This window comes from Amorphoplanes digitatis (assembly GCF_014205335.1).
GTDB classification, from domain to species: domain Bacteria; phylum Actinomycetota; class Actinomycetes; order Mycobacteriales; family Micromonosporaceae; genus Actinoplanes; species Actinoplanes digitatus.
Window position 1 is genome coordinate 3,726,538 of sequence record NZ_JACHNH010000001.1, and the last position, 20,909, is coordinate 3,747,446.

General features: G+C 70.9%; 19 protein-coding genes. 12 read left to right on the top strand and 7 right to left on the bottom strand.

Annotated elements, in window-relative coordinates; genetic code table 11:
• Window positions 1–113: 113 nt before the first annotated feature.
• The 12 genes from iolC to BJ971_RS16140 all read left to right on the top strand — a co-directional run bounded on the left by iolC (window position 114) and on the right by BJ971_RS16140 (window position 12,517).
• Complete coding sequence (iolC, locus tag BJ971_RS16085) at window positions 114–1,073, top strand: 5-dehydro-2-deoxygluconokinase (RefSeq protein ID WP_184993920.1); 960 nt, start codon at window positions 114–116, stop codon at window positions 1,071–1,073.
• Complete coding sequence (locus BJ971_RS16090; protein WP_184993922.1) at window positions 1,066–1,935, top strand: Cgl0159 family (beta/alpha)8-fold protein; 870 nt, start codon at window positions 1,066–1,068, stop codon at window positions 1,933–1,935. The genes iolC and BJ971_RS16090 overlap by 8 nt, the downstream gene beginning before the upstream one ends.
• The gene (gene iolB, locus BJ971_RS16095) at window positions 1,932–2,807 is read left to right on the top strand and encodes a 5-deoxy-glucuronate isomerase (RefSeq protein ID WP_184993924.1); all 876 of its coding nucleotides are present in this window, start codon (window positions 1,932–1,934) and stop codon (window positions 2,805–2,807) included. Before BJ971_RS16090 ends, iolB begins: the two co-directional genes overlap by 4 nt.
• On the top strand, window positions 2,804–4,663 hold the full coding sequence (gene iolD / locus BJ971_RS16100) for a 3D-(3,5/4)-trihydroxycyclohexane-1,2-dione acylhydrolase (decyclizing) (protein ID WP_184993926.1): 1,860 nt from the start codon (window positions 2,804–2,806) through the stop codon (window positions 4,661–4,663). Before iolB ends, iolD begins: the two co-directional genes overlap by 4 nt.
• Window positions 4,664–4,676: 13 nt before the next feature.
• Complete coding sequence (locus BJ971_RS16105; protein WP_184993928.1) at window positions 4,677–6,173, top strand: CoA-acylating methylmalonate-semialdehyde dehydrogenase; 1,497 nt, start codon at window positions 4,677–4,679, stop codon at window positions 6,171–6,173.
• A 32-nt stretch (window positions 6,174–6,205) separates the two neighbouring features.
• A complete protein-coding gene (locus BJ971_RS16110; RefSeq protein WP_184993930.1) occupies window positions 6,206–7,204 on the top strand; it encodes a substrate-binding domain-containing protein in 999 nt (332 codons plus the stop codon).
• Between the two features lie 60 nt (window positions 7,205–7,264).
• Window positions 7,265–8,320, top strand: a complete 1,056-nt coding sequence (locus tag BJ971_RS16115) for an ABC transporter permease (RefSeq protein WP_184993932.1) — start codon at window positions 7,265–7,267, stop codon at window positions 8,318–8,320.
• Complete coding sequence (locus tag BJ971_RS16120; protein ID WP_184993934.1) at window positions 8,317–9,183, top strand: ATP-binding cassette domain-containing protein; 867 nt, start codon at window positions 8,317–8,319, stop codon at window positions 9,181–9,183. The genes BJ971_RS16115 and BJ971_RS16120 overlap by 4 nt, the downstream gene beginning before the upstream one ends.
• Window positions 9,180–10,088, top strand: coding sequence for a TIM barrel protein (locus BJ971_RS16125; protein WP_184993936.1), 909 nt, complete (start codon window positions 9,180–9,182; stop codon window positions 10,086–10,088). The genes BJ971_RS16120 and BJ971_RS16125 overlap by 4 nt, the downstream gene beginning before the upstream one ends.
• On the top strand, window positions 10,085–11,113 hold the full coding sequence (locus tag BJ971_RS16130; RefSeq protein ID WP_184993938.1) for a Gfo/Idh/MocA family oxidoreductase: 1,029 nt from the start codon (window positions 10,085–10,087) through the stop codon (window positions 11,111–11,113). The genes BJ971_RS16125 and BJ971_RS16130 overlap by 4 nt, the downstream gene beginning before the upstream one ends.
• Window positions 11,110–11,967 carry a sugar phosphate isomerase/epimerase family protein gene (locus BJ971_RS16135; RefSeq protein ID WP_184993940.1) on the top strand — a complete coding sequence of 286 codons (858 nt, stop codon included), beginning with the start codon at window positions 11,110–11,112 and terminating at the stop codon, window positions 11,965–11,967. Before BJ971_RS16130 ends, BJ971_RS16135 begins: the two co-directional genes overlap by 4 nt.
• A 307-nt stretch (window positions 11,968–12,274) precedes the next feature.
• On the top strand, window positions 12,275–12,517 hold the full coding sequence (locus BJ971_RS16140) for a hypothetical protein (RefSeq protein ID WP_239087207.1): 243 nt from the start codon (window positions 12,275–12,277) through the stop codon (window positions 12,515–12,517).
• A gap of 39 nt (window positions 12,518–12,556) precedes the next feature.
• Here the strand turns inward: BJ971_RS16140 and BJ971_RS16145 are convergent, their stop codons facing one another.
• The 7 genes from BJ971_RS16145 to BJ971_RS16175 form a co-directional block, all read right to left on the bottom strand.
• A complete protein-coding gene (locus tag BJ971_RS16145) occupies window positions 12,557–13,057 on the bottom strand; it encodes a hypothetical protein (protein WP_184993943.1) in 501 nt (166 codons plus the stop codon).
• 733 nt (window positions 13,058–13,790) lie between these two features.
• Entirely contained in the window at window positions 13,791–14,528 is a 738-nt protein-coding gene (locus tag BJ971_RS16150) for a hypothetical protein (RefSeq protein WP_184993945.1), read from the bottom strand.
• Window positions 14,529–14,817: 289 nt separating this feature from the next.
• On the bottom strand, window positions 14,818–15,639 hold the full coding sequence (locus tag BJ971_RS16155; protein ID WP_184993947.1) for an OmpA family protein: 822 nt from the start codon (window positions 15,637–15,639) through the stop codon (window positions 14,818–14,820).
• Window positions 15,540–16,205 carry a hypothetical protein gene (locus tag BJ971_RS16160; protein WP_184993948.1) on the bottom strand — a complete coding sequence of 222 codons (666 nt, stop codon included), beginning with the start codon at window positions 16,203–16,205 and terminating at the stop codon, window positions 15,540–15,542. The genes BJ971_RS16155 and BJ971_RS16160 overlap by 100 nt, the downstream gene beginning before the upstream one ends.
• A 241-nt stretch (window positions 16,206–16,446) precedes the next feature.
• Window positions 16,447–17,706 (bottom strand): phosphotransferase enzyme family protein, encoded by a 1,260-nt coding sequence (locus BJ971_RS16165; RefSeq protein WP_311772760.1) that lies wholly within the window; start codon window positions 17,704–17,706, stop codon window positions 16,447–16,449.
• A 928-nt stretch (window positions 17,707–18,634) separates the two neighbouring features.
• Window positions 18,635–19,639 carry a sugar phosphate isomerase/epimerase family protein gene (locus tag BJ971_RS16170; RefSeq protein ID WP_184993952.1) on the bottom strand — a complete coding sequence of 335 codons (1,005 nt, stop codon included), beginning with the start codon at window positions 19,637–19,639 and terminating at the stop codon, window positions 18,635–18,637.
• Between the two features lie 20 nt (window positions 19,640–19,659).
• The gene (locus tag BJ971_RS16175) at window positions 19,660–20,826 is read right to left on the bottom strand and encodes a Gfo/Idh/MocA family protein (RefSeq protein ID WP_184993954.1); all 1,167 of its coding nucleotides are present in this window, start codon (window positions 20,824–20,826) and stop codon (window positions 19,660–19,662) included.
• Window positions 20,827–20,909 lie beyond the last annotated feature (83 nt).

Genomic DNA, 20,909 nt, shown 5'->3' on the forward strand with positions numbered 1-20,909 from the left:
CGAGATACCGGCCACAAGGTCTTTTACCGCGCCGTAACCAGCACGGCATCCGCGGCGCCGCCGCGCGCCCGAAATCTCGAGTACCGCCCATCTGTCTACCGCTTGGGGGGCGCATGCCCGCAGACGAGGTACTGACCATGGGACGTATCGGCGTCGACCTGTATCCACAACAGATCGGCGTGTCGCTTCGCGAGGTCCGGACGTTCGCGAAGTTCCTCGGCGGCAGCCCCACCAACGTCGCCGTCGCCGCCGCCCGTTACGGACGCCGCAGCGCCGTCATCAGCCGCACCGGCGCCGACCCGTTCGGCGAGTTCCTCCACGACGCGCTGCGCGGCTTCCACGTGGACGACCGCTTCGTGACCTCCGTGACCGGCCTGCCCACGCCGGTGACGTTCTGCGAGATCTTTCCCCCGGACGACTTCCCGCTCTACTTCTACCGCTTCCCCAAGGCGCCGGACCTGGAGATCTCCGAGTCCGAACTGGACATGGACGCGATCCGCGCCGCGGACATCTTCTGGGTCACCGGCACCGGGCTGTGCCGCTCGCCCTCGCGGGAGGCGACCCTCGCCGCGCTGCGGGCCCGCGGCGGCGCCGGCATCACCGTCCTCGACCTCGACTACCGGCCGATGTTCTGGCAGTCGAGGGAGGAGGCCCGGCACTGGGTGCGGCAGGCACTGCCGCACGTGAGCGTCGCCGTCGGCAACCTCGACGAGTGCGAGACCGCGGTCGGCGTCCGCGATCCGCGCGGCGCGGTCCGGGCGCTGCACGACGCGGGCGTCGGCCTCGCCGTCGTCAAGCAGGGCCCGCTCGGCGTGCTCGCCTCGGGCGACCACGGCAAGGAGGAGGTGCAGGTGCCGCCCGTGCCGGTCGAGGTGGTCAACGGGCTGGGCGCGGGCGACGCCTTCGGCGGCGCGCTCTGCCATGGGCTGCTCGCCGGCTGGGATCTCGAGACGGTGATGCGCTTCTGCAACGCCGCCGGCGCCATCGTCGCCACCCGGCTGTCCTGCGCGGACGCCATGCCCACCGAGGCGGAGGTCCGCGACCTGATCGGCGGTGAGAGCGCCCGTGCTTGACGTCGGAGAGCTCGTCGCCGCCCGCGCCGACCGGCCCGGCGCGATCGCGGCCGCCGCGGCCAAGCGCCGCCGGCCGGTCTCGTGGCGCGGCGAGCACGGCCGGATGATGATCATCGCGGCCGATCACCCGGCCCGCGGCGCGCTGCGCGCCGGGCCTGACCCGCTCGCCATGGGCAACCGGGCCGACCTGCTGCGGCGCATCTGCACCGCCCTCGGGCGGCCCGGCGTCAACGGCGTGCTCGGCACCCCGGACATCCTCGAGGACCTGCTGCTGCTCGGCGCCCTCGACGACAAGGTCGTCATCGGGTCGATGAACCGTGGCGGCCTGGCCGGCACCAGCTTCGAGATGGACGACCGGTTCACCGCGTACGACGGGGGGAGTCTCGCCTCGGCCGGGTTCTCCGGCGGCAAGATGCTGCTGCGCATCGACCCGGACGACGCCGGAACCGTCGCCACGCTGGAGAGCTGCGGGCGGGCCGTCGGCGACCTCGCCGCGCACCGGCTGATGGCGATGGTCGAGCCGTTCATCTCGCACCGCTTCGACGGGCGGGTCCGCAACGAGCTCACCGCCGACGCCATGATCCGGGCCATGACCGTGGCCGCGGGGCTCGGCCCGACCTCGGCGTACACGTGGCTCAAGGTGCCCGTCGTCGACGAGATGGAGCGGGTCATGGCCGCCACGACGCTGCCCGCGCTGATCCTCGGCGGCGAGGTGTCCGACGACGCCGACGCCACGTACGTGCAGTGGGGCAAGGCCCTGGTCCTGCCGACCGTGCAGGGCCTGGTGATCGGGCGCAGCCTGCTGTACCCGCCGGGCGGGGACGTCGCGGCCGCGGTCGACCGGGCGGTGAGCCTGCTATGACGCACCTGCGCAGGGGAACCGCCGGGGAGAAACCGTTCGAGACGGTGGTGACGCCGGAGAGCGCCGGCTGGGGCTTCAGCGGGCTGCGGATCCTTGACCTGGCCATCGGCACCCGGGCCACGTTCCACACCGGGGACGCGGAGATGATCGTCCTGCCGCTGACCGGCGGCTGCGACGTCACCTGCGACGACGAGCGGGTCACCCTGACCGGGCGGCGCTCGGTCTTCTCCCGGGTCACCGACTTCGCCTACCTGCCGCGCGACTCGGCGGTCATCATCCGCACCCCCAACGGCGGCCGGTTCGCGCTGCCCGCCGCCCGCGCCGAGCGCCGGCTGCCGTTCCGCTACGGGCCGGCCGACGCGGTGCCGGTCGAGCTGCGCGGCGCCGGCCAGGCCAGCCGCCAGGTCAACAATTTCTGTACGCCGGAGTCGTTCGACGCCGACCGTTTGATCGCGGTCGAGGTGCTCACCCCCGGCGGGAACTGGTCGTCGTACCCGCCGCACAAGCACGACACGCCGGGCGCGGACGAGTGCGCGCTCGAGGAGATCTACTACTACGAGGTCGCCGGGTCACCGGTCGGCGCGCCGGGCGTCGGCTACCAGCGCGTGTACGGGCATCCGGGCCGGGAGATCGACGTCTGCGCCGAGGTGCGCAGCGGCGACGTCGTGCTGATCCCGTACGGATGGCACGGCCCGTCGATGGCCGCGCCCGGCTACGACCTCTACTACCTCAACGTCATGGCGGGTGCGGGGGAGCGCCGGTGGCTCTTCTCCGACGACCCGGAGCACGCCTGGGTCCGCGGCTCGTGGAACCACCAGGAGCCGGATCCCCGGCTGCCGCTCACCTCGACCAGGGAGAGGAGACGCCCGTGAGGCTCACCGTCGCGCAGGCCGTCGTCAGGTTCCTGTCCAACCAGTGGACCGAACGCGACGGCGTGGAGCAGCGCACGATCGCGGGCTGCTTCGGCATCTTCGGCCACGGCAACGTCGCGGGGATCGGCCAGGCCCTGTTGCAGGCGCAGCGGACCGGCCGGGACGGCCCGGGCCTGCCCTATCACCTGGCCCGCAACGAGCAGGCCATGGTGCACGCCGCGGTCGGGTACGCCCGGATGCGCGACCGGCTGTCCACGATGGCCTGCACCGCCTCGATCGGTCCCGGCTCCACCAACATGCTGACCGGCGCGGCCCTGGCCACCGTGAACCGGATTCCGGTACTGCTGCTGCCGAGCGACGTCTTCGCCACCCGGGTCGCGTCCCCGGTGTTGCAGGAGCTGGAGGATCCGCGCTCCTACGACGTGTCCGTCAACGACGCGTTCCGGCCGCTGTCGCGCTTCTTCGACCGGGTCTGGCGGCCCGAGCAGCTGCCGTCGGCGCTGCTGGCCGCGATGCGGGTGCTGACCGATCCGGTGGAGACCGGCGCGGTCACGCTCTGCCTGCCGCAGGACGTGCAGGCGGAGGCCTTCGACTTCCCGGACGCGCTGTTCGCCCGGCGGGTGTGGCACGTGGCCCGGCCGGTGCCGGAGCCGGTCGCGGTCGCGCGGGCCGCCGAGGTGATCCGGTCCGCCCGGCGGCCGCTGATCATCGCCGGCGGCGGGGTGATCTACTCGCGGGCCACGGCGGAGCTGGACGCCCTGGCCCGCGCCACCGGGATACCGGTCGCCGACACGCAGGCCGGCAAGGGCGCGCTGCGCTGGGATCACCCGAACTCGGTCGGCGGGGTCGGCTCGACCGGCACGCCGGTCGCCAACCGGCTGGCCCGGGAGGCGGACGTGGTCATCGGCGTCGGCACCCGCTACAGCGACTTCACCACCGCCTCGCGGACGGCCTTCGCGAACCCGGCGGTCCGCTTCGTCAACGTCAACATCGCCTCCTTCGACGCCGCCAAGCAGGCGGCCGTGCCGCTGGTGGCCGACGCCCGGGAGGCGCTGCCGGCACTTACCGCGGCGCTCGACGGCTACCGCGCGGACGTCGCCTTCGCCGGCGACGTCGCCGCCTGGCAGCGCACCGTCGACGAGGCGTACCACCTCGGGCACGGACCGCTGCCGGCGCAGAGCGAGGTGATCGGCGCGGTCAACGACGCCTGCGGCGAGCGCGACGTCGTGGTGCAGGCGGCCGGCAGCATGCCCGGCGACCTCCAGCTGCTCTGGCGTGCCCGCGACCCGAAGCAGTACCACGTCGAGTACGGCTACTCCTGCATGGGCTTCGAGATCGCCGGCGCGCTCGGCATCAAGCTCGCCGACCCGGACCGCGAGGTCTTCGCCCTGGTCGGCGACGGCTCGTACCTGATGATGGCGCAGGAGATCGTCACCGCCGTCGCCGAGGGCGTCAAGCTCGTCGTCGTCCTGGTGCAGAACCACGGCTTCGCCTCCATTGGCGCGCTGTCGGAGTCGCTCGGCTCGCAGCGCTTCGGCACCAGCTACCGCTACCGCGGCGACGGCGACGACTACGACGGCGCCCGGCTGCCGGTCGACCTGGCGGCCAACGCCGAGAGCCTCGGCGCCGCGGTCATCCGCTGCCGCACGATCGCCGACCTGACCGAGGGCCTCAAGCGGGCCCGGGAGGCCGAACGGCTCACGGTCGTGCACATCGAGACCGACCCGCTCTCCCCGGTGCCGTCGAGCGAGAGCTGGTGGGACGTGCCCGTCTCCGAGGTCTCCGAGCTCGACAGCACGCGCGCCGCGCGCACCGCGTACGACGCCGCCAAGCAGGGCCAGCGTTCGTACCTGTAGAAGGGACCCCCAGTTGACAACCATCGAGCACTGGATCGGCGGCAGCAGCACCGCCGGGGCGGCGACCCGCCGCGCCGCGGTGTACAACCCCGCGACCGGGCGGCCGCAGCACGAGGTGGTGCTGGCCGGGCCCGGCGACGTCGACGCGGCCGTCGCGGCGGCGAAGGCGGCGTTCCCGGCCTGGAGCCAGGCGTCGCTGAGCGCCCGCACGAAGATCCTGTTTAACTTCCGGGAGCTGGTAAACGCCGACATCGGGCGGCTCGCGGAGCTGATCTCCGACGAGCACGGCAAGGTGCTCAGCGACGCGGCCGGCGAGGTGCAGCGTGGCCTGGAGGTCGTCGAGTTCGCCTGCGGCATACCGCAGCTGCTCAAGGGCGACTACTCGGACCAGGCCTCGACCGGCGTGGACGTGTTCAGCTTCCGCGAGCCGCTCGGCGTCTGCGCCGGCATCACCCCGTTCAACTTCCCGGTGATGGTGCCGATGTGGATGTACCCGGTCGCGATCGCCTGCGGCAACACGTTCGTGCTCAAGCCCAGCGAGCGCGACCCGTCGGCGTCGAACCACATCGCCGAACTCTGGCGCCGTGCCGGCCTGCCCGACGGGGTCTTCAACGTGGTGCACGGCGACAAGGTCGCGGTCGACGCGCTGCTGGAGCACCCGGACGTCGCGGCGGTCTCGTTCGTCGGCTCCACGCCGATCGCCCGCTACCTGCACGGGAAGGCCTCGGCCGCGGGCAAGCGGGTGCAGGCCCTCGGCGGCGCGAAGAACCACGCGGTCATCCTGCCGGACGCCGACCTGGACTACGCCGCCAACCACCTGGCGGCGGCCGCCTTCGGCTCGGCCGGCGAGCGCTGCATGGCGATCTCCGCGGCCGTCGCGGTCGGCGCCGCCGGCGACCCGCTGACGGACATCCTGACCCGCAAGGCGGGCGAGGTCGTGGTCGGCTCGGGTCGCGACCCGAAGAGCGAGATGGGCCCGGTGGTCACGGCCGCGGCCCGCGACCGCATCGAGGGCCTCATCGGCACCGGCGAGCGGCAGGGCGCCAAGGTGCTCGTCGACGGCCGCGGCCTCAAGGTGCCCGGCTTCGACGACGGCTTCTTCGTCGGCCCGACCGTCATCGACCAGGTGCGTACCTCGATGGACGTGTACACCGAGGAGATCTTCGGGCCGGTGCTCTCGGTGGTACGCAGCGACAGCGTCGAGGCGGCGATCGACCTGATCAACGCCAACCCGTACGGCAACGGCACCGCCCTGTTCACCAACAGCGGCGAGGCGGCGCGGCGATTCCAGCGCGGAGTCCGCGTCGGCATGATCGGGATCAACGTCCCGGTCCCGGTCCCGATGGCCTACTACTCCTTCGGCGGCTGGAAGGACTCGCTCTTCGGCGAACGGCACATACACGGCCCCGAGGGCGTCTCGTTCTACACCCGCGGCAAGGTCGTCACCTCCCGCTGGCCGCACGTCGACGCGGCGCACGGCGCCAGCATGCATTTCCCGACCGCTTCCTGATCCAACGCAGCGTCCCCCAACCGGAGGCCCCAATGTCCAGGAGATCCGTTCGAACGGTAAGCATCGCGCTCGTCGCCTGTCTCGCGGTGGCCACCGCCTGTAGCAGCCAGGGCGGCGCGCAGGAGGAGGAGAAGAACTCCGGCGGGGGCGGGACCAACACCGCGGCCGGCCCCCGGCTGAAGATGGCGATGGTCACCCACGCGCCGGCCGGCGACACCTTCTTCGACATCATCCGCAAGGGCGCCGACGCCGCCGCCGCCAACGACAACGTCGAGTACACGTACTCCAACGACGGCGACCCGACCCGCCAGGCCACTCTGATCGAGAACGCGGTCAACTCCAAGCCGGACGCGCTGCTGGTCTCCGTGCCGGCGCCGACCGCGCTGCGGGCCTCGATCCAGAAGGCCGTCGCGGCCGGCATCCCGGTCATCGGCTTCAACGCCGGCCGGGAGGCCTACCAGGACTGGGGCGCGATCATGTACTTCGGCCAGGACGAGGGCATCGCGGGCAACGCGGCCGGCGTCCGGCTCAAGGAGGAGAGCGCCGGCAAGGTGCTGTGCGTGATCCAGGCGCAGGGCCAGTCGCAGCTCGAGGCGCGCTGCAACGGGGTGAAGGCCGGCTTCGGCGGCGAGGTCGAGAACATCAACGTCAACGGCACCGACCTGACCTCCGTGCGCTCGACGCTCGAGTCGAAGCTGCGCCAGGACCCGGCGATCACCCACGTCATCACCCTCGGCGCGCCGTTCGCCCTTACCGCGTTGCAGGCCAAGCAGGCCTCGAACAGCAAGGCCACCATCGTCACGTTCGACACCAACTCCGAGCTGGTCGGCAAGATCGAGTCCGGGGACATCGCCTGGGCGGTCGATCAGCAGCCGTACCTGCAGGGCTACATGTCCGTCGACGCCGCGGCGTTCTACATCCGCAACGGCAACGTGCTCGGCGGCGGAAAAGAGGTCCTCACCGGGCCGGCCTTCATCGACAAGAGCAACATCGCCGCCGTGAGCAAGTACGCCAAGGCGGGCACCCGCTAGCTCGCCGGCGGAGCCGCCGGTGCGACCCGGCGGCTCCGCCACCCCCCGAAGGAGATTGGGATGAGTCAGACCTTGGTGGCGCCGCCCCCGGCGCCCCAGACCGACGAACGGCTCGTGCGCAAGTCGATGCTCGGGCGGCTGATGGCCAGACCCGAGGTCGGGGCGCTGGCGGGCGCGATCGTCATCTACGTGCTGTTCTTCGTCGTCGCGCCGCCCTTCCGCGAGGCACCCTCGCTGGCGACCGTCCTCTACCAGAGCTCCCTGTACGGCATCCCCGCGGTCGGCGTGGCCCTGCTGATGATCGGCGGCGAGTTCGACCTGTCGGCCGGCGTCGCGGTCATCACGTCCTCGCTGGTGGCCTCCATGACGGCGTACCAGCTCAGCGTGAACGTCTGGGTCGGCGTGCTGGTCTCGCTGGTCGTGGCGCTCGGCATCGGGCTGCTCAACGGCTATCTGCTGGTGAAGACGCGACTGCCCAGCTTCCTGGTCACCCTCGCCACGTTCTTCATGCTCACCGGCCTCAACCTGGCCGTCACCAAGATCGTCTCCGGTGGCGTGGCCACCAAGGACATCTCCGACATCGACGGCTTCGACAGCGCGCACGCGTTCTTCGCCTCGGACGTCGTGATCGGCGGCATGAACCTGCGGATCACGCTCTTCTGGTGGGCCGTCTTCGTCGGCGTGGCGACCTGGGTGCTGCTGCGCAGCCGTACCGGAAACTGGATCTTCGCCGTCGGCGGCGCCGACGCCAGCGCGCGTGCGGTGGGCGTACCGGTGAGAAAGGTCAAGATCGGCCTGTTCATGACGGTGTCGTTCGTCTGCTGGTTCACCGGCATGCACATCCTCTTCTCGTTCAACACCGTGCAGTCCGGCCAGGGTCCCGGCAACGAGTTCCTCTACATCATCGCGGCGGTCGTCGGCGGCTGCCTGCTCACCGGCGGGTACGGCTCGGCCGTCGGCGCCGCGATCGGCGCCTTCATCTTCGGCATGACCGAGCAGGGCATCGTGCTGGCCGGCTGGGAGGCCGACTGGTTCAAGTTCTTCCTCGGCGCGATGCTCCTGGGCGCGACCCTGCTCAACGTGTACATCCGGCAACGGGCGGAGACCAGGCTATGACCACGGAAACGCAAGCCGACACCACCACGCCGCTCGTCAAACTCACCGGCGCGGGCAAGAACTACGGCCACATCAACGCGCTCGGCGGCATCGACCTCGAGGTCGGCGCGTCCGAGGTGACCTGCGTGCTCGGTGACAACGGCGCCGGCAAGTCCACCCTGATCAAGATCATCGCGGGCCTGCACCAGCACTCGTCCGGCACCTACGAGGTGGCCGGCCGCGAGGTCCACTTCAACTCGCCCCGCGAGGCGCTGGAGCTGGGCATCGCCACCGTCTACCAGGACCTCGCCGTGGTGCCGCTGATGCCGGTCTGGCGCAACTTCTTCCTCGGCAACGAGGTGCGCCGGCGCTTCGGCATGGACATCGCGTTCATGAAGCGGACCACCAAGAAGGAACTGCTCGACATGGGCATCGACCTGCGCGACGTCGACCAGCCCATCGGCACCCTCTCCGGCGGCGAACGCCAGTGCGTCGCCATCAGCCGGGCCGTCTACTTCGGCGCCAAGGTGCTGATCCTCGACGAGCCCACCGCCGCCCTCGGCGTCAAGCAGTCCGGTGTGGTTCTCAAGTACATCCTCCAGGCCCGCGAGCGGGGCCTCGGCGTCATCTTCATCACCCACAACCCGCACCACGCGTTCCCCGTCGGCGACCGGTTCCTGCTGCTCAAGCGCGGCCGGCCGCTCGGCTACTACCGCAAGAACGAGATCACCCGCGACGAGCTGACCGCGCTGATGGCCGGCGGCGCCGAGCTGGAGGAGCTCAGCCACGAGCTCAGCGCCCAGGACGGCGCGGTGTCGGCCGCCGCGGCCAAGATGCTGGAGGACGAAGTGCACGACCTCGGGATCACGGGGAAGACGCCGTGACGGAGTTGCGCCTCGGCAGCTGCCCCGACTCGTGGGGCGTCTGGTTCGCCGACGACCCGCGCCAGACGCCGTGGCAGCGGTTCCTCGACGAACTGTCCGGCGTCGGCTACCGGTGGCTGGAGCTCGGCCCGTACGGATATCTGCCGACCGACCCGGCGCGCCTGGCCGACGAGCTCGCGTCCCGGGAGCTGCGGGTCTCGGCCGGCACCATGCACGGCTACAGCGGGCTGCACCGCTCGGACGCGTACCCGGAGATCCTGGAACGCACCCGCGCGGTGGCCGAGCTGACCGCGGCCATGGGCGCCCGCGACCTGGTCTTCGTGCCGGTCCCGGGCTTCCGCGACGACACCACCGGCGACTACCTGGAGGCCGGCACCCTCGACGACGACGGGTGGAAGACCCTGGTGCGCTCCACCAACGACCTCGGCCGCGTGCTCGCGGAGGACTACGGGGTACGCCTCCAGTTCCACCACCACGCCGACAGCTACGTCGAGACCCGGCCGCAGGTCGACCGGCTGCTCGCCGACACCGACCCCGCGTACGTGTCGATCTGCCTGGACACCGGGCACCTCGCGTACGCGGGAGGCGACGCCGCGCAGCTGATCGCCGACCACCCGGACCGGATCGGCTACCTGCACATCAAGCAGATGGACCCGGCGATCGTGGCGAGAGCGCGGGCCGAGGACCTCGCGTTCGGGCAGGCGGTGGCGCTCGGCGCGAGCTGCGAGCCGCCGGCCGGAATCCCGGACATCCCCTCGGTCGTCCGCGCGCTACAGGAGAGAGGCACGGACACCTTCGTGATCGTCGAGCAGGACATGTACCCCGTCGCGTTCGACGTGCCGGCGCCGATCGCGGCCCGCACGTACGCCTATCTCCGCGACGCCGGGGTCGGAGGAACGCCATGACGCTGCGGGTGGGTGTGATCGGCACCGGCATGATCGGCCGCGACCACATCCGCCGGATGACCACGGTGCTGGCCGGGGTGGCGGTCACCGCCGTCACCGACGTCGACGTGGCGACGGCCAAGAAGGTCGCCGAGGGCCTGCCCGGCGCGGTCCTGCACGCCACCGGCGAGGACCTGATCGCCGACCCGGCCGTCGACGCGGTAGTCGTCTGCTCGTGGGGACCCACCCACGAGCAGTACGTCCTCGGCTCCATCGCGGCAGGCAAGCCGGTCTTCTGCGAGAAACCCCTGGCCACGACGCAGGACGCCTGCCGGCGCATCGTCGAGGCCGAGGTCGCGGCGGGCCGCCGGCTGGTGCAGGTCGGCTACATGCGCCGGTACGACGCGGCGTACCGGGCGCTCAAGGAGGTGGTCGACAGCGGCCAGATCGGCAATCCGCTGATGATGCACTGCGCGCACCGCAACGCCGACGTGCCGTCCTTCTACGAGAAGGAGAGCGCGATCACCGACACCGCGGTCCACGAGATCGACATGGTCCGCTGGATGTTCGGCGAGGAGATCACCGCGGCCCGGGTGCTGATCCCGCGCAAGAGCCGAAACGGCGGCCCGCTCCAGGACCCGCTCCTGCTGATCCTGGAGATGGCCGGCGGCGCGCTCGTCGACGTGGAGATCTCCGTCAACATCCGGTACGGCTACGACATCCGCGGCGAGGTCGTCGGCGAGGACGGCACGGCCGCCCTCGGCGACCTGAGCCCGGTGCTGGTCCGCAGCGCCGGGCAGGCGGCGACGCCGGTGCCGGTGGACTGGCGGGAACGGTTCCTGCGCGCGTACGACGTGGAGATCCAGGAGTGGGTCGACTCGATCGCGGGCGGGGGAGTGCCGCTGGGCCCGAGCGCCTGGGACGGCTACGCGGCGGCGGCGGTCTCCGACTCCGGGGTCGAGGCGCTGCGCACCGGCACCCGCGTACCGGTGACCCTAGCTCCTCGCCCCGCCCTGTACGACGCCGCGGTGGAGGTGCCCCGATGAGGATCGCGCTGGATCCGTACATGCTGCGCCGGGTGCCGCTGCTCTCCCTGCCGCGGGTCGTCGCCGACCTCGGCTACCACCACATCGAGCTGTCGCCAAGGGACGACTTCATGCCGTTCTTCCTGCACCCGCGCGCCTCCTCGGCGGACGTGGCCGCGTTCCGCCGGGAACTGGCCGCGGCGGAGGTCACGGTGGCCTCGGTGCTGCCCCTCTACAAGTGGTCCGGCCCCGACGAGGACGAACGCCGCGCCGCGGTCCGCTACTGGAAACGCGCCGTCGAGATCACCGTGGACCTCGGCGTAGACGTGATGAACTCCGAGTTCAACGGCCGCCCGGAGGCCCCGGCCGCGAGCGAGGCCCAGTTCTGGCGCTCACTGGAGGAGCTGCTGCCGATCTTCGAACGCGAGGGCGTCCGGCTGGTCCTGGAACCACACCCGGACGACTTCGTGGAGGACGGCATCGCCGCGGTGAACCTGGTGAAGGGGATCAACTCGCCGCTGGTGACGTTCCTGTACTGCGCGCCGCACACCTTCCACCAGGGCGGAGACCTGGCGGCGGTGATACGGCACGCGGGGCCGCTGCTGACGCACGTGCACATCGCGGACAGCTTCGACCACCGCGGCTCGTCCGGTCTGCGGTACATCGTGAACCCGCCGGGGTCGCCGGTCCGCGTGCATCAGCACCTGGACATCGGCCAGGGCGAGGTGGAGTGGGACCTGTTCTTCCGGACCCTGACCGAGACGGGATTCGACGGCATCGCGACCGTCTGCGTCTTCGCCTGGGAGGAGCGGGCGGAGGAGAGCTGCCGCTACAACCTGACCCAGGTCGACCAGTACCTGTCCAAGTACACGTAGATCAAGATAAAAATCAAGGTCAGGACCCTGTCGTGCCTGGTTGCATGGTGCTGACCGTCGCTCCCGCCGAGACCGGTCGCTTCGCTCCCTGCCAGCTGCGTGAGTGGTGGAGACGGCCGGCTTCGCCGGGCCGTAGAGAGTCGCACGGACCGACCGCGGCCGTCGCCGCGAATTCAGGGCTCCGATGTTCCGCGTCTGCGCCGCCCGGATGCAGGATGTACTCCTCGTCGTTTCCGAGGGCTGATTCTGGATCGCCGGCGGCGGGAATCGCCGTGGTCGCCGGCCGCGTAGTGGTTGGATATGGCCGGTGAGCGACCCATGGGATGAGGAGTTCGCCCCGTCGACCGCGGCCCTGAACACCCTGCGCTGGGCGCAGGGGATGGGTGCGGAGACGCTGGGCGAGGCGTACGACATGCTCGAACAGCTGGAACTCAGCAACGATGTTCCCGAGGTGCTCGGCCACGACGACACCGTCGAGGGCGTGCGGGAGGAACTCGAATTCGGCATCGAGGCCGCCGGGCCGGACACCTTGCTCACAACCTTGCTCTAGGTCGACACACCATCCATCCCGGACGGCGGCTCGACCCGGTCACAGCAATTCACCATGGCCCCGGGCCGTCGACCGCTGCCGGGAACTCCGGCCCGAGCCACGCGTAGGCGTGGGCTCAAGCTGGTCCCACCACACGCACAGGTCATCGAACGTCGCCGGGTCGCTTGTGGTCGGCACCACCACGGCCTTGTAGCCCGAGGGCAGGTCGGACGCGGTGAGAAGGGGGCCTCCAGCCGCTCCGAGACGTCGTCGCGCCGATGTCCGGTCCTCAAGATCGCGCCGGTCGTCGCTGCCGCTGCCGCCGCTGTTCCGGTCGTCGCTGCCGCTGCCGCCGCTGTTACTGGCGTCGCTGCTGCTGGCGCCGCCGCCGCTGCGCGCGGGGATGCGGCGAGGTCGACCCGCTGTGGCCGCCAGGCCTATCCCGGCGGACACGGCAATCGCGGCCGGAAGACCGATGCCCAATTCGACCGGCCTTTGGTTGAATATCTGCATTTGGTAACCGTAATCGGCGCCTGGCTGTGGGTCGTTGAATTCGACCATCTCCGGGAGCCCGCACCGATTCCCAACATTTCAACGATTGGTATTTGTGTGGCGTAGGTGCTAAGTGGAATGCCGAGTCCACTTGTTCATGTCTCGTGAAATGCCCGCGAAGTGCGCAGCGGCACTCATTCCGTGAGCGGCGAAACTTCTCGGGTCGCCGCCACCGGCAGATCCGCGATTCAGATATCGAATTCCTGAGCAGGTGATCGCGTTGGCAGCGGTGCCTGCCCGGTCCGAGTGGCGGGCCGTTCGCCAGCAGCAACGGTCCCGGGCCGGCCACGAACCGGATCGTGTCGCGGTTCAGGGGCAGCGCGATCTCGACCCCGCTCGGCGCGCTGCCCTGCTCGTCCCTGGTCCTGGGAAGTGTGGCCGGTACCGGTGCTCGGCCACGACGACACCGTCAAGGGCGTGCGGGAGGAACTCGAATGCGGTGTCGAGGCCGCCAGGCCGGACATCTTCTCACGACCCTGCTCCGGGTCGGACCGGCTCGATGGTCCGCGAGCATCCGTGGCGGTCACCAATGGATAGTCTCGGCCTGGCCTCGGGTCAGAGGTGTCCGAGCCGCTGATCGCTGCCGGGAACTGTCGTCCGGGCCACGTTGGCAAGGCTCAATGAGCAATCTCAACGTGGCCCCGGGGCCGGAGGGTCGCCGACCTCCGATAGGCACTGCTGCCCGGGGACACGTTGAAATTGGTTCAATCCAGTAGGCGTGAACCGCTCAGGGCGGTCCTGTCTAGTCGTTCGGCCGGAGCTTCTCCGCGGCCGCCGCGGCGATCGTCTCCACCTCGTCCCGGCCCGGTTCGTCCGACCCCAGGTACATGAGGACGAGGGACAGGTCCTGCCACGCGACCGCGATCATCTTGACCTGAACGGCGGGCGGTTCGCTCGTCTTGTAGACCACCTTGATGCCGGCCGAGGCATCGCCGAGGTCCGGCACCGTCAGCGGGGACTGCGTCACGCGAACCTTGTCATCGCCCTCGCCGGTAGTGATGACCGGGCAGCGCTCCGGCGCTTCGGCGAAGCCGTCGACGACGGCCTGGGCCTTGTCCTCGCCGATGACGGCGATGTGCTCGACCACGACCAGCGAGTCGTTCGTGAACATGACGATCGCGGAGTCGTCGTCCTTCTTGACGGCCGTCAACCGGCCCAGGGGCTGCGATGCATCCTCGGAGTCGCCCTCCCACATCGCGCACGCGTCGTCGAACGCAGTCGCATCGCTCGGGCTCGGTTCCATCAGGGCGGAGTAGCCCGAGGACAGGTCGGACACGGCGAGCAGCGAGTCCTTCAGCCGCTTCGGGATGTGGTCGCGCCGATGTCCGGCGTCCGAGGCCGCGCCGGTCGCCGCCGCCGCGGCGCGCGGGGATGCCGCGAGGTCGACCGTCGTGGCCGCCAGGCCTATCCCGGCGGACACGGCGATCGCGGCCGGAAGACCGATGGCCAACTTGACTGATCTCTTGGTGAATGTACGCATTTGGTCACCGTAAACGGTGTCCGGCTTGCGGGTCGTTGAATTGGATCAACTCCGGGGGGCGGCACCGATTCCGAACATTTCCACGATTCAGTGGGCGCGTGGCGTAGACGCTACGTAAAATACCGCCTCTTACCTGATCGGAACCCTGAAAACCGCCCACGTGAAGTGTGCGGCGGCCGACCCCGGCTGATCAGAGAATTCAATATCGAATTCCTACCCGGCCGTTCATCCACGTCGAACCGAAAGGGGTAATCGTCCGTCGCGAATGCGGCCGGTGCTTTGCCGGCGGTCAGGTGACCGGGACGTCGGTGATGCGCAGGCGGTCGGGAACGTCGATGGTGACGGTCCGGGTGCCGGCCGGCGGCGCCGGGAACCACAGCGACAGCACCTGTTCGCTGCCCGGTGGGATCGCCTGGTTGAGCAGGCGATCGCAGAGGCAGCGGTGCCTGCCCGGCTCGAGTTCGTAGTCGAGCCCGTAGGCGGCCGTGTCGCCGTGCAGCAGCCGCACCCCGGCCGCGCCGTACCGCGCGTACGGGTCGAACTCGTCGCGGACCGTGAAGACGCCTTGGCCGAGGAGGTCGAGGATCGTCGCCTTGCGGTCCCCGGTGTTGCGGGCCAAGAGATTCACCAGCAGAAACGGCCCCCGTACGGTCGCCGTGCCGGGCACGAACCGGATCGTGCCACGGTTCAGGGGCAGCGCGACCTCGACCCCGTCCGGCGCCCTGCCCTGCTCGCCCGCTGTCCGGGGCAAGACGGCCGGCCCCGCGGCTGCGGCCGGCGCCGCGCGCCGCTCGCGGAACGCGATGGTGACCCGGCGATTCAGCGCCCGGTTGGCAGCCGAGTCGTTAGGCACGACCGGCTCGCTCTCGCCCTTGGCCACAACGGTCATGCGCCGGTCACCGCCGTCCGCCAGCCGCACCCGCAGCGCGCCGGCGACGACCCGCGCCCGCCGCTGCGAGAGCGCCTGGTTGTGCGCGCCGGACCCGGTGCTGTCGGTGTGCCCGGTAACCGTCAACGGCCCAGGCCCGCCTGCGGTGACCTCGGCCGCCGCCGCGGCGATGGTTCTGGCGGCGCCGGCCGTGAGCTCCGCACTGTCAAGGCGGAACAACACGTCGTTATCCAGATCGATGTCGACCCGCCCCGCCGTCCGCCGAGCACGAAGCCCGACATCAAGCCGCTGCGTATATGCGTCAAGCGCCGCAGCATGCGCGGAGCGACATCGCTCAGATCGAGGGCCCCCTGCACCCGCCCGCCGGCACTCGGCCCGGCAGGCGGCACCGGCACGGTCCCGCCGACGACAGGCACGTCGGTGAACACGCCCGCATAGGGCAGCATCACGGAGAGCCGATCCACGTCCTCCGGCACCCCGCCGAACGCCGCCTGCATCGGCCACGTCTCACCCGGCTCGACCCGCAACCGCCCGGTGCAGACACACCCGCCGCCCGCCCGCCTCTTCGACACCAGATAGACCCGCCGCCCGCCCTCGTCCACGAGCCGCGGCGCATCGAACGTCGTGGACAACACCGCCGAGAAATGCCGACTGACCACGGCCCCACCGCCCGCAGCCGGATCAAGCGTGGTCTGAACCGTCAGAACGACCACGTCCCCCGACCGGATCAGCGGCCCGACGCTCATCCGAAGCCTGTCCCCGGCAGCATCGACGTCCCGCGTCTGCACAGACCCGCCACCCACCGGCCCGCCCGACGACAACCCACCCGCCACCGGCCCGCCCGTCGACATCCCACTCGCTGCCGGCCCGCCCGACGACGGCCCACCCGCTGCCGGCCCGTCGGCGCCTCCCGGAGTCGACGTTTCGCCCGTGCACCCACCGCCGGCGAACATCACCAGCCCCGCGGTGGCCACCGCAAGCATCCGCCGCACCTGACCCTCCCGCATCCATTGGCGACTCCCGGCAAGCTTAGGGTCCATCTCCGATCCGGCCGGATCCGTCCGGCCCCGCCTGGCCGCGGTCCGACTGCGCCTGGCCGCGGTCCGACTGTGCCTGGCCGCGGTCCGACTGTGCCTGGCCGCGGTCCGACTGCGCCTGGCCGCGGTCCGACTGCGCCTGGCCGCGGTCCGACTGCGCCTGGCCGCGGTCCGACTGCGCCTGGCCGCGGTCCGACTGCGCCTGGCCGCGGTCCGACTGCGCCTGGCCGCGGTCCGACTGCGCCTGGCCGCGGTCCGACTGCGCCTGGCCGCGGTCCGACTGCGCCTGGCCGCGGTCCGACTGCGCCTGGCCGCGGTCCGACTCCGCCCGACGGCCGTCCGACCCCGCCCGGCCGCCGCCCCGCCCGCGCGGGCCGCTGAACCAGGCATAGGCGTCCGCCAGCCCATCTTCATTCCCGGCGGCACTGTCGATGCCGGTCAGATCATCCGTTGCGATCCGGCGAGCGAAGTAGTCGGCCTGCACCGCCCACCGAAACCGGAGCATCACCGGCAGCCCTCGCTCCACCTCGCCTCCCGAAACCACGCCCTGATCGAGATAGGCCTCGATCAGCGATCCGGCGTGGCCCGGGCCGCCGACATACATGACCGCCGACGCCAGGTCGTAAAGCAGAGGACCGCACAAGGCGGTACTCCAGTCGATCAGCCCGCAGGCGCCGCGCGCACGATCCAGGCGGAACGCCTCCGGAGCCGGATCGGTGTGCAGCAGCCCCCACGACAGCGTTCGCGGATCGAGCTCGTCGTAGGCCGCAACGGCCCCGGCGACGGCACCCCGAATCCACGGGCGAATGCCCAGGTGCTCGCCCCGCGGATCGACCCAGTGAAACCGCTCCGCGTCGGGGACCGACACATCGAGCAGCGCCCGATGCACCCGCGCGAGGGTCACCCCGATCAGCCGCTGATCGCCCGGCCGCGCCCCCGACAAACCCTCACCCGGCACCCACCGCAACAACGCCACCGGAACCCCATCGACGTCACCAACCATGTCCCCGTGCCGGGTCACCACCGGAGCCCCCGCCGGAATCCCACTGTCCTCAAGCACCGAAGCGACCGCGAGGCCCCCAGCAAAGGAACGCCGCGACCCAGAAACGACCGCCTTGGCAACCCACCGCCGATCCCCCACCCCGACAAACCAAGTCGCCGAATTCATGCCGCCGTTATGTACCTCAACCGTCGCCCCCGTCAGCCCCCACAAGTCCCCGATGCACCTGCGAAGCCTCCTGTCGCCGATCACACGTGGGAGTCAAACAGCCGCGAGCCCACCCGGCCACCGACTTCACAACAGCACAGCCGTCAGCCAGCGCTACGCGCCGCCAATGCTGCCCGGCCCCGGCCGGTCCTCTGACCTCCCGCCAGCCCACCGACCGCAAGAACCTTTGCCGCCAGTGCAGCCCGACGCCTTGGCTCTGCCCGGCCCGGCCCGGTCCGGCCCGGCCCAGCTCGGTCCGGCCCGGCCCAGCTCGGTCCGGCCCGGCCCAGCTCGGTCCGGCCCGGCCCAGCTCGGTCCGGCCCGGCCCAGCTCGGTCCGGCTCGGTCCGGCTCGGCTCGGTCCGGCTCGGTCCGGCTCGGCCCGGCCCGGCTCGGTCCGGCCTGGCCTGGCCCCGGTTCGGCGTGGTCGGCCCGGCCCACCTTGGTTGGGCGCGGCGCGGCGCGGCCTAGCTCGGCTCGGTTCGGTTCGGTGTCGCCCGGCCCGGCGCGGCCCGGGCTGTCCCGGCCCGACTGACCCGGCTCGGCCTGGCATGGCCCGGCTCGGCTCGGTCCGACCTGGTTCGGCGCGGTTCGGCTCGGTCTGGTTCGGCTCGGCCTGGTCGGGCGTTGGTTCGGCCCGCTGCGGTCCCACTCGGTTCGGCCTGGCCCGGCTCGGCCTTTCCCGGCCCAGCCCAACCAGCCCAGCCCGACCGGATTGACCCGGTCCAGCTCGACTGGCTCGACTGGTCCAGCCCGGCCAGCCCGGCCAGCCCGGCCGGCTGGCCCAGGTTGGTGTGGGTTGGGGTTTGGGGGCGGTTGGGGTTGTTAGGGGAGGGCTGCTGCTAGTGGGCTCTGGCCATGGTTGGTCGGCTGTCGCCGTCGTGGTTGGTGGGTGTGGCGAGGGTGCGCGAGTTGGTTGTGGTGATGGTGGGGTCGATTGTGGTGGGACGGGAGGGAGTGGGCTGTGGGTGTGGTTAGACGCCTGCTTTGGCGCCGGCTGCCAGGAGGTTTTCGGCGGCTAGGCGTAGGCCCTCGACCTGGTCGAACTCCTGGTCCTCGTGTTCGATGTTTACTGCCATGTCGGGATCTACGGCGTGTAGGGCGCGTAGGAAGGGGACCCAGAAGTCGTCGATGCCGTGGCCGCGGCCGACTGCTACGAACTCCCAGGACGGGTTTGGCGGCCACTGGTTGAGGGTGTTTTCGCCGCCGAGATTCAGAGGGCTGGCGGTGGCTGGGGTGCGGGTGAAGCGGTCGTCGAGGACGCCGTAGAGCTTGACGTTGTCGGGGTTGATGCGGGTGTCCTTGGCGGCGGCGTGGAAGACCAGGTCGCCCAAGTAGTTCACGCAGGCGATCGGGTCCATGCCCTGCCAGAAGAGGTGGCTGGGGTCCAGTTCGGCGCCGACGTGGGTGGCGTTTGTCTGCTCGACGAGGCGTTGCAGGGTGGGCGGGTTGAAGACGAGGTTCTGAGGGTGCATCTCGATGCAGATTTTTACGTCGGCGGCGGCCGCTCGGGTGTTGATGTCCTTCCAGAACGGGACGGCGATCTTCTGCCACTGGTAGTCGAGGATGTCGAGGTACTGGCTGTCCCAGGGGTTGACGATCCAGTTCGCGACGGGGCTGCCGGGGTGTGCGGCCGGTAGGCCGGACATCGCGACGATCCGCTTCACGCCGAGGGCGGCGGCGACGTCGATGGCGCGGTGCAGGTCGGCGGCGTGTTTCGGGCCGACTCGGGGGTCCGGGTTGAGCGGGTTGCCGTTGACGTTGAGGCCGGTCAGGGTGATGCCGGCCTGGGTGAAGCGGCCGAGGTATTCCTCGCGGGCGCCGGGGCTGGCCAGGATGTCGTCGATCGGCAGGTGTGGCGCGGGCACGAAGCCGCCCGCGTTGATCTCGGCGCTGGTGAGGCCCAGCTCGCCGAGGATCTTGAGGGTCTCGTCCAGGGGGCGGTCGTGCAGGCACGCGGTGTAGGCGCCGAGCTTCATGTGGTCAGGCCTTTCCGGGATCAGAGGTGTGCGGGCTTGTCGGTGGCGGACACGATCGCGTCGAGCACGCGCAGGTTGTGCAGGCCGTGCGCCAGGTCGGGGCATGGCGGGAGCTGCTCGATCCCGGCGATCTGGTCGAGGAAGGCGCGGGCCTGGAACACGAAGAAGTCGTTCTGGCCGTGGCCGACCGTGGGGAAGTCCATGGGCAGGCCGCGTGAGACGTATGGGTGCCAGGGGCCGATGTAGACCTGCCGGGCGCCGTTGACGGCCTGACCGGGGGTGCCGTCGATGATGCTGAACTCGGCCGGGCGGGTCAGGTCGAACGACGCGGTGCCGTTTTCGCAGAACAGGTCGATGCGCAGCGAGTTGGCGTGGCCGAACGCGACCCGGGACAGAGAGAACGTGCCGAGCGTGCCGCCGCCGTACGTCGTGGTGAAGGTGCAGAGGTCCTCGTTGGTCACCGGGACCAGCTCGTCGCTGAGCTCGACGCCGCCGGCGTGCCCGACGGCCACCCCGAGCGGTTTCGGGCGGGAGGTGATCAGCGTGCTGAGCGAGGTGCCCTGCACGCCGGTGGTCGGGCCGCAGAAGAACTCGGCGAGGTCGACCATGTGGCTGCCGATGTCGGCGAGCACCCCGGAGCCGGGGCCGCCGGTGTAGCGCCAGCTCATCGGGCGCCGCGGATCGAATCCGTAGTCGGTCCAGTAGTTGCCGACGATGTGCCGCACCCGGCCGAGCCCGCCGCCGAGCACCTGCTCGCGCAGGGCGTTGAGGGCGGGGGAGCGGCGGAAGGTGAAGCCGACCGCGGCGATGCGGTCGGTGGCCGCGGCGGCGTCGACCATGGCCTGCGCGTCGCCGACGCTGGGGGCGAGCGGCTTCTCGCAGAGGACGTGCTTGCCGGCCGCGAGGGCCGCCTCGACGATCTCGCGGTGCAGGTCGTTGGCGACGGCGACGCTGACGGCGTCGATGTCGGGCGCGTCGATGACGGCGCGCCAGTCGGTCTCGGCGCGGGAATAGCCGTAGCGCCGGGCGGCGTCGGCCGCGAAGGGCTCGTGCAGGTCGGCGATGGCGACCAGGCGCGGGGCGGGGCCGGCGTCGAAGACGGTGGCGGCGTTGCGGTAGGCGTTGGCGTGGGCGCGGCCGACCATGCCGGCGCCGATGACGGCTACGCCGAGGGGCGAATGTGCCATGTCGGGGAACCTCCGGACGCGTTTTAAAGCGCTTTAACTTCGAGTACTATCCGAGTCGATCTCGTTGGATGTCAAGGGGGTTC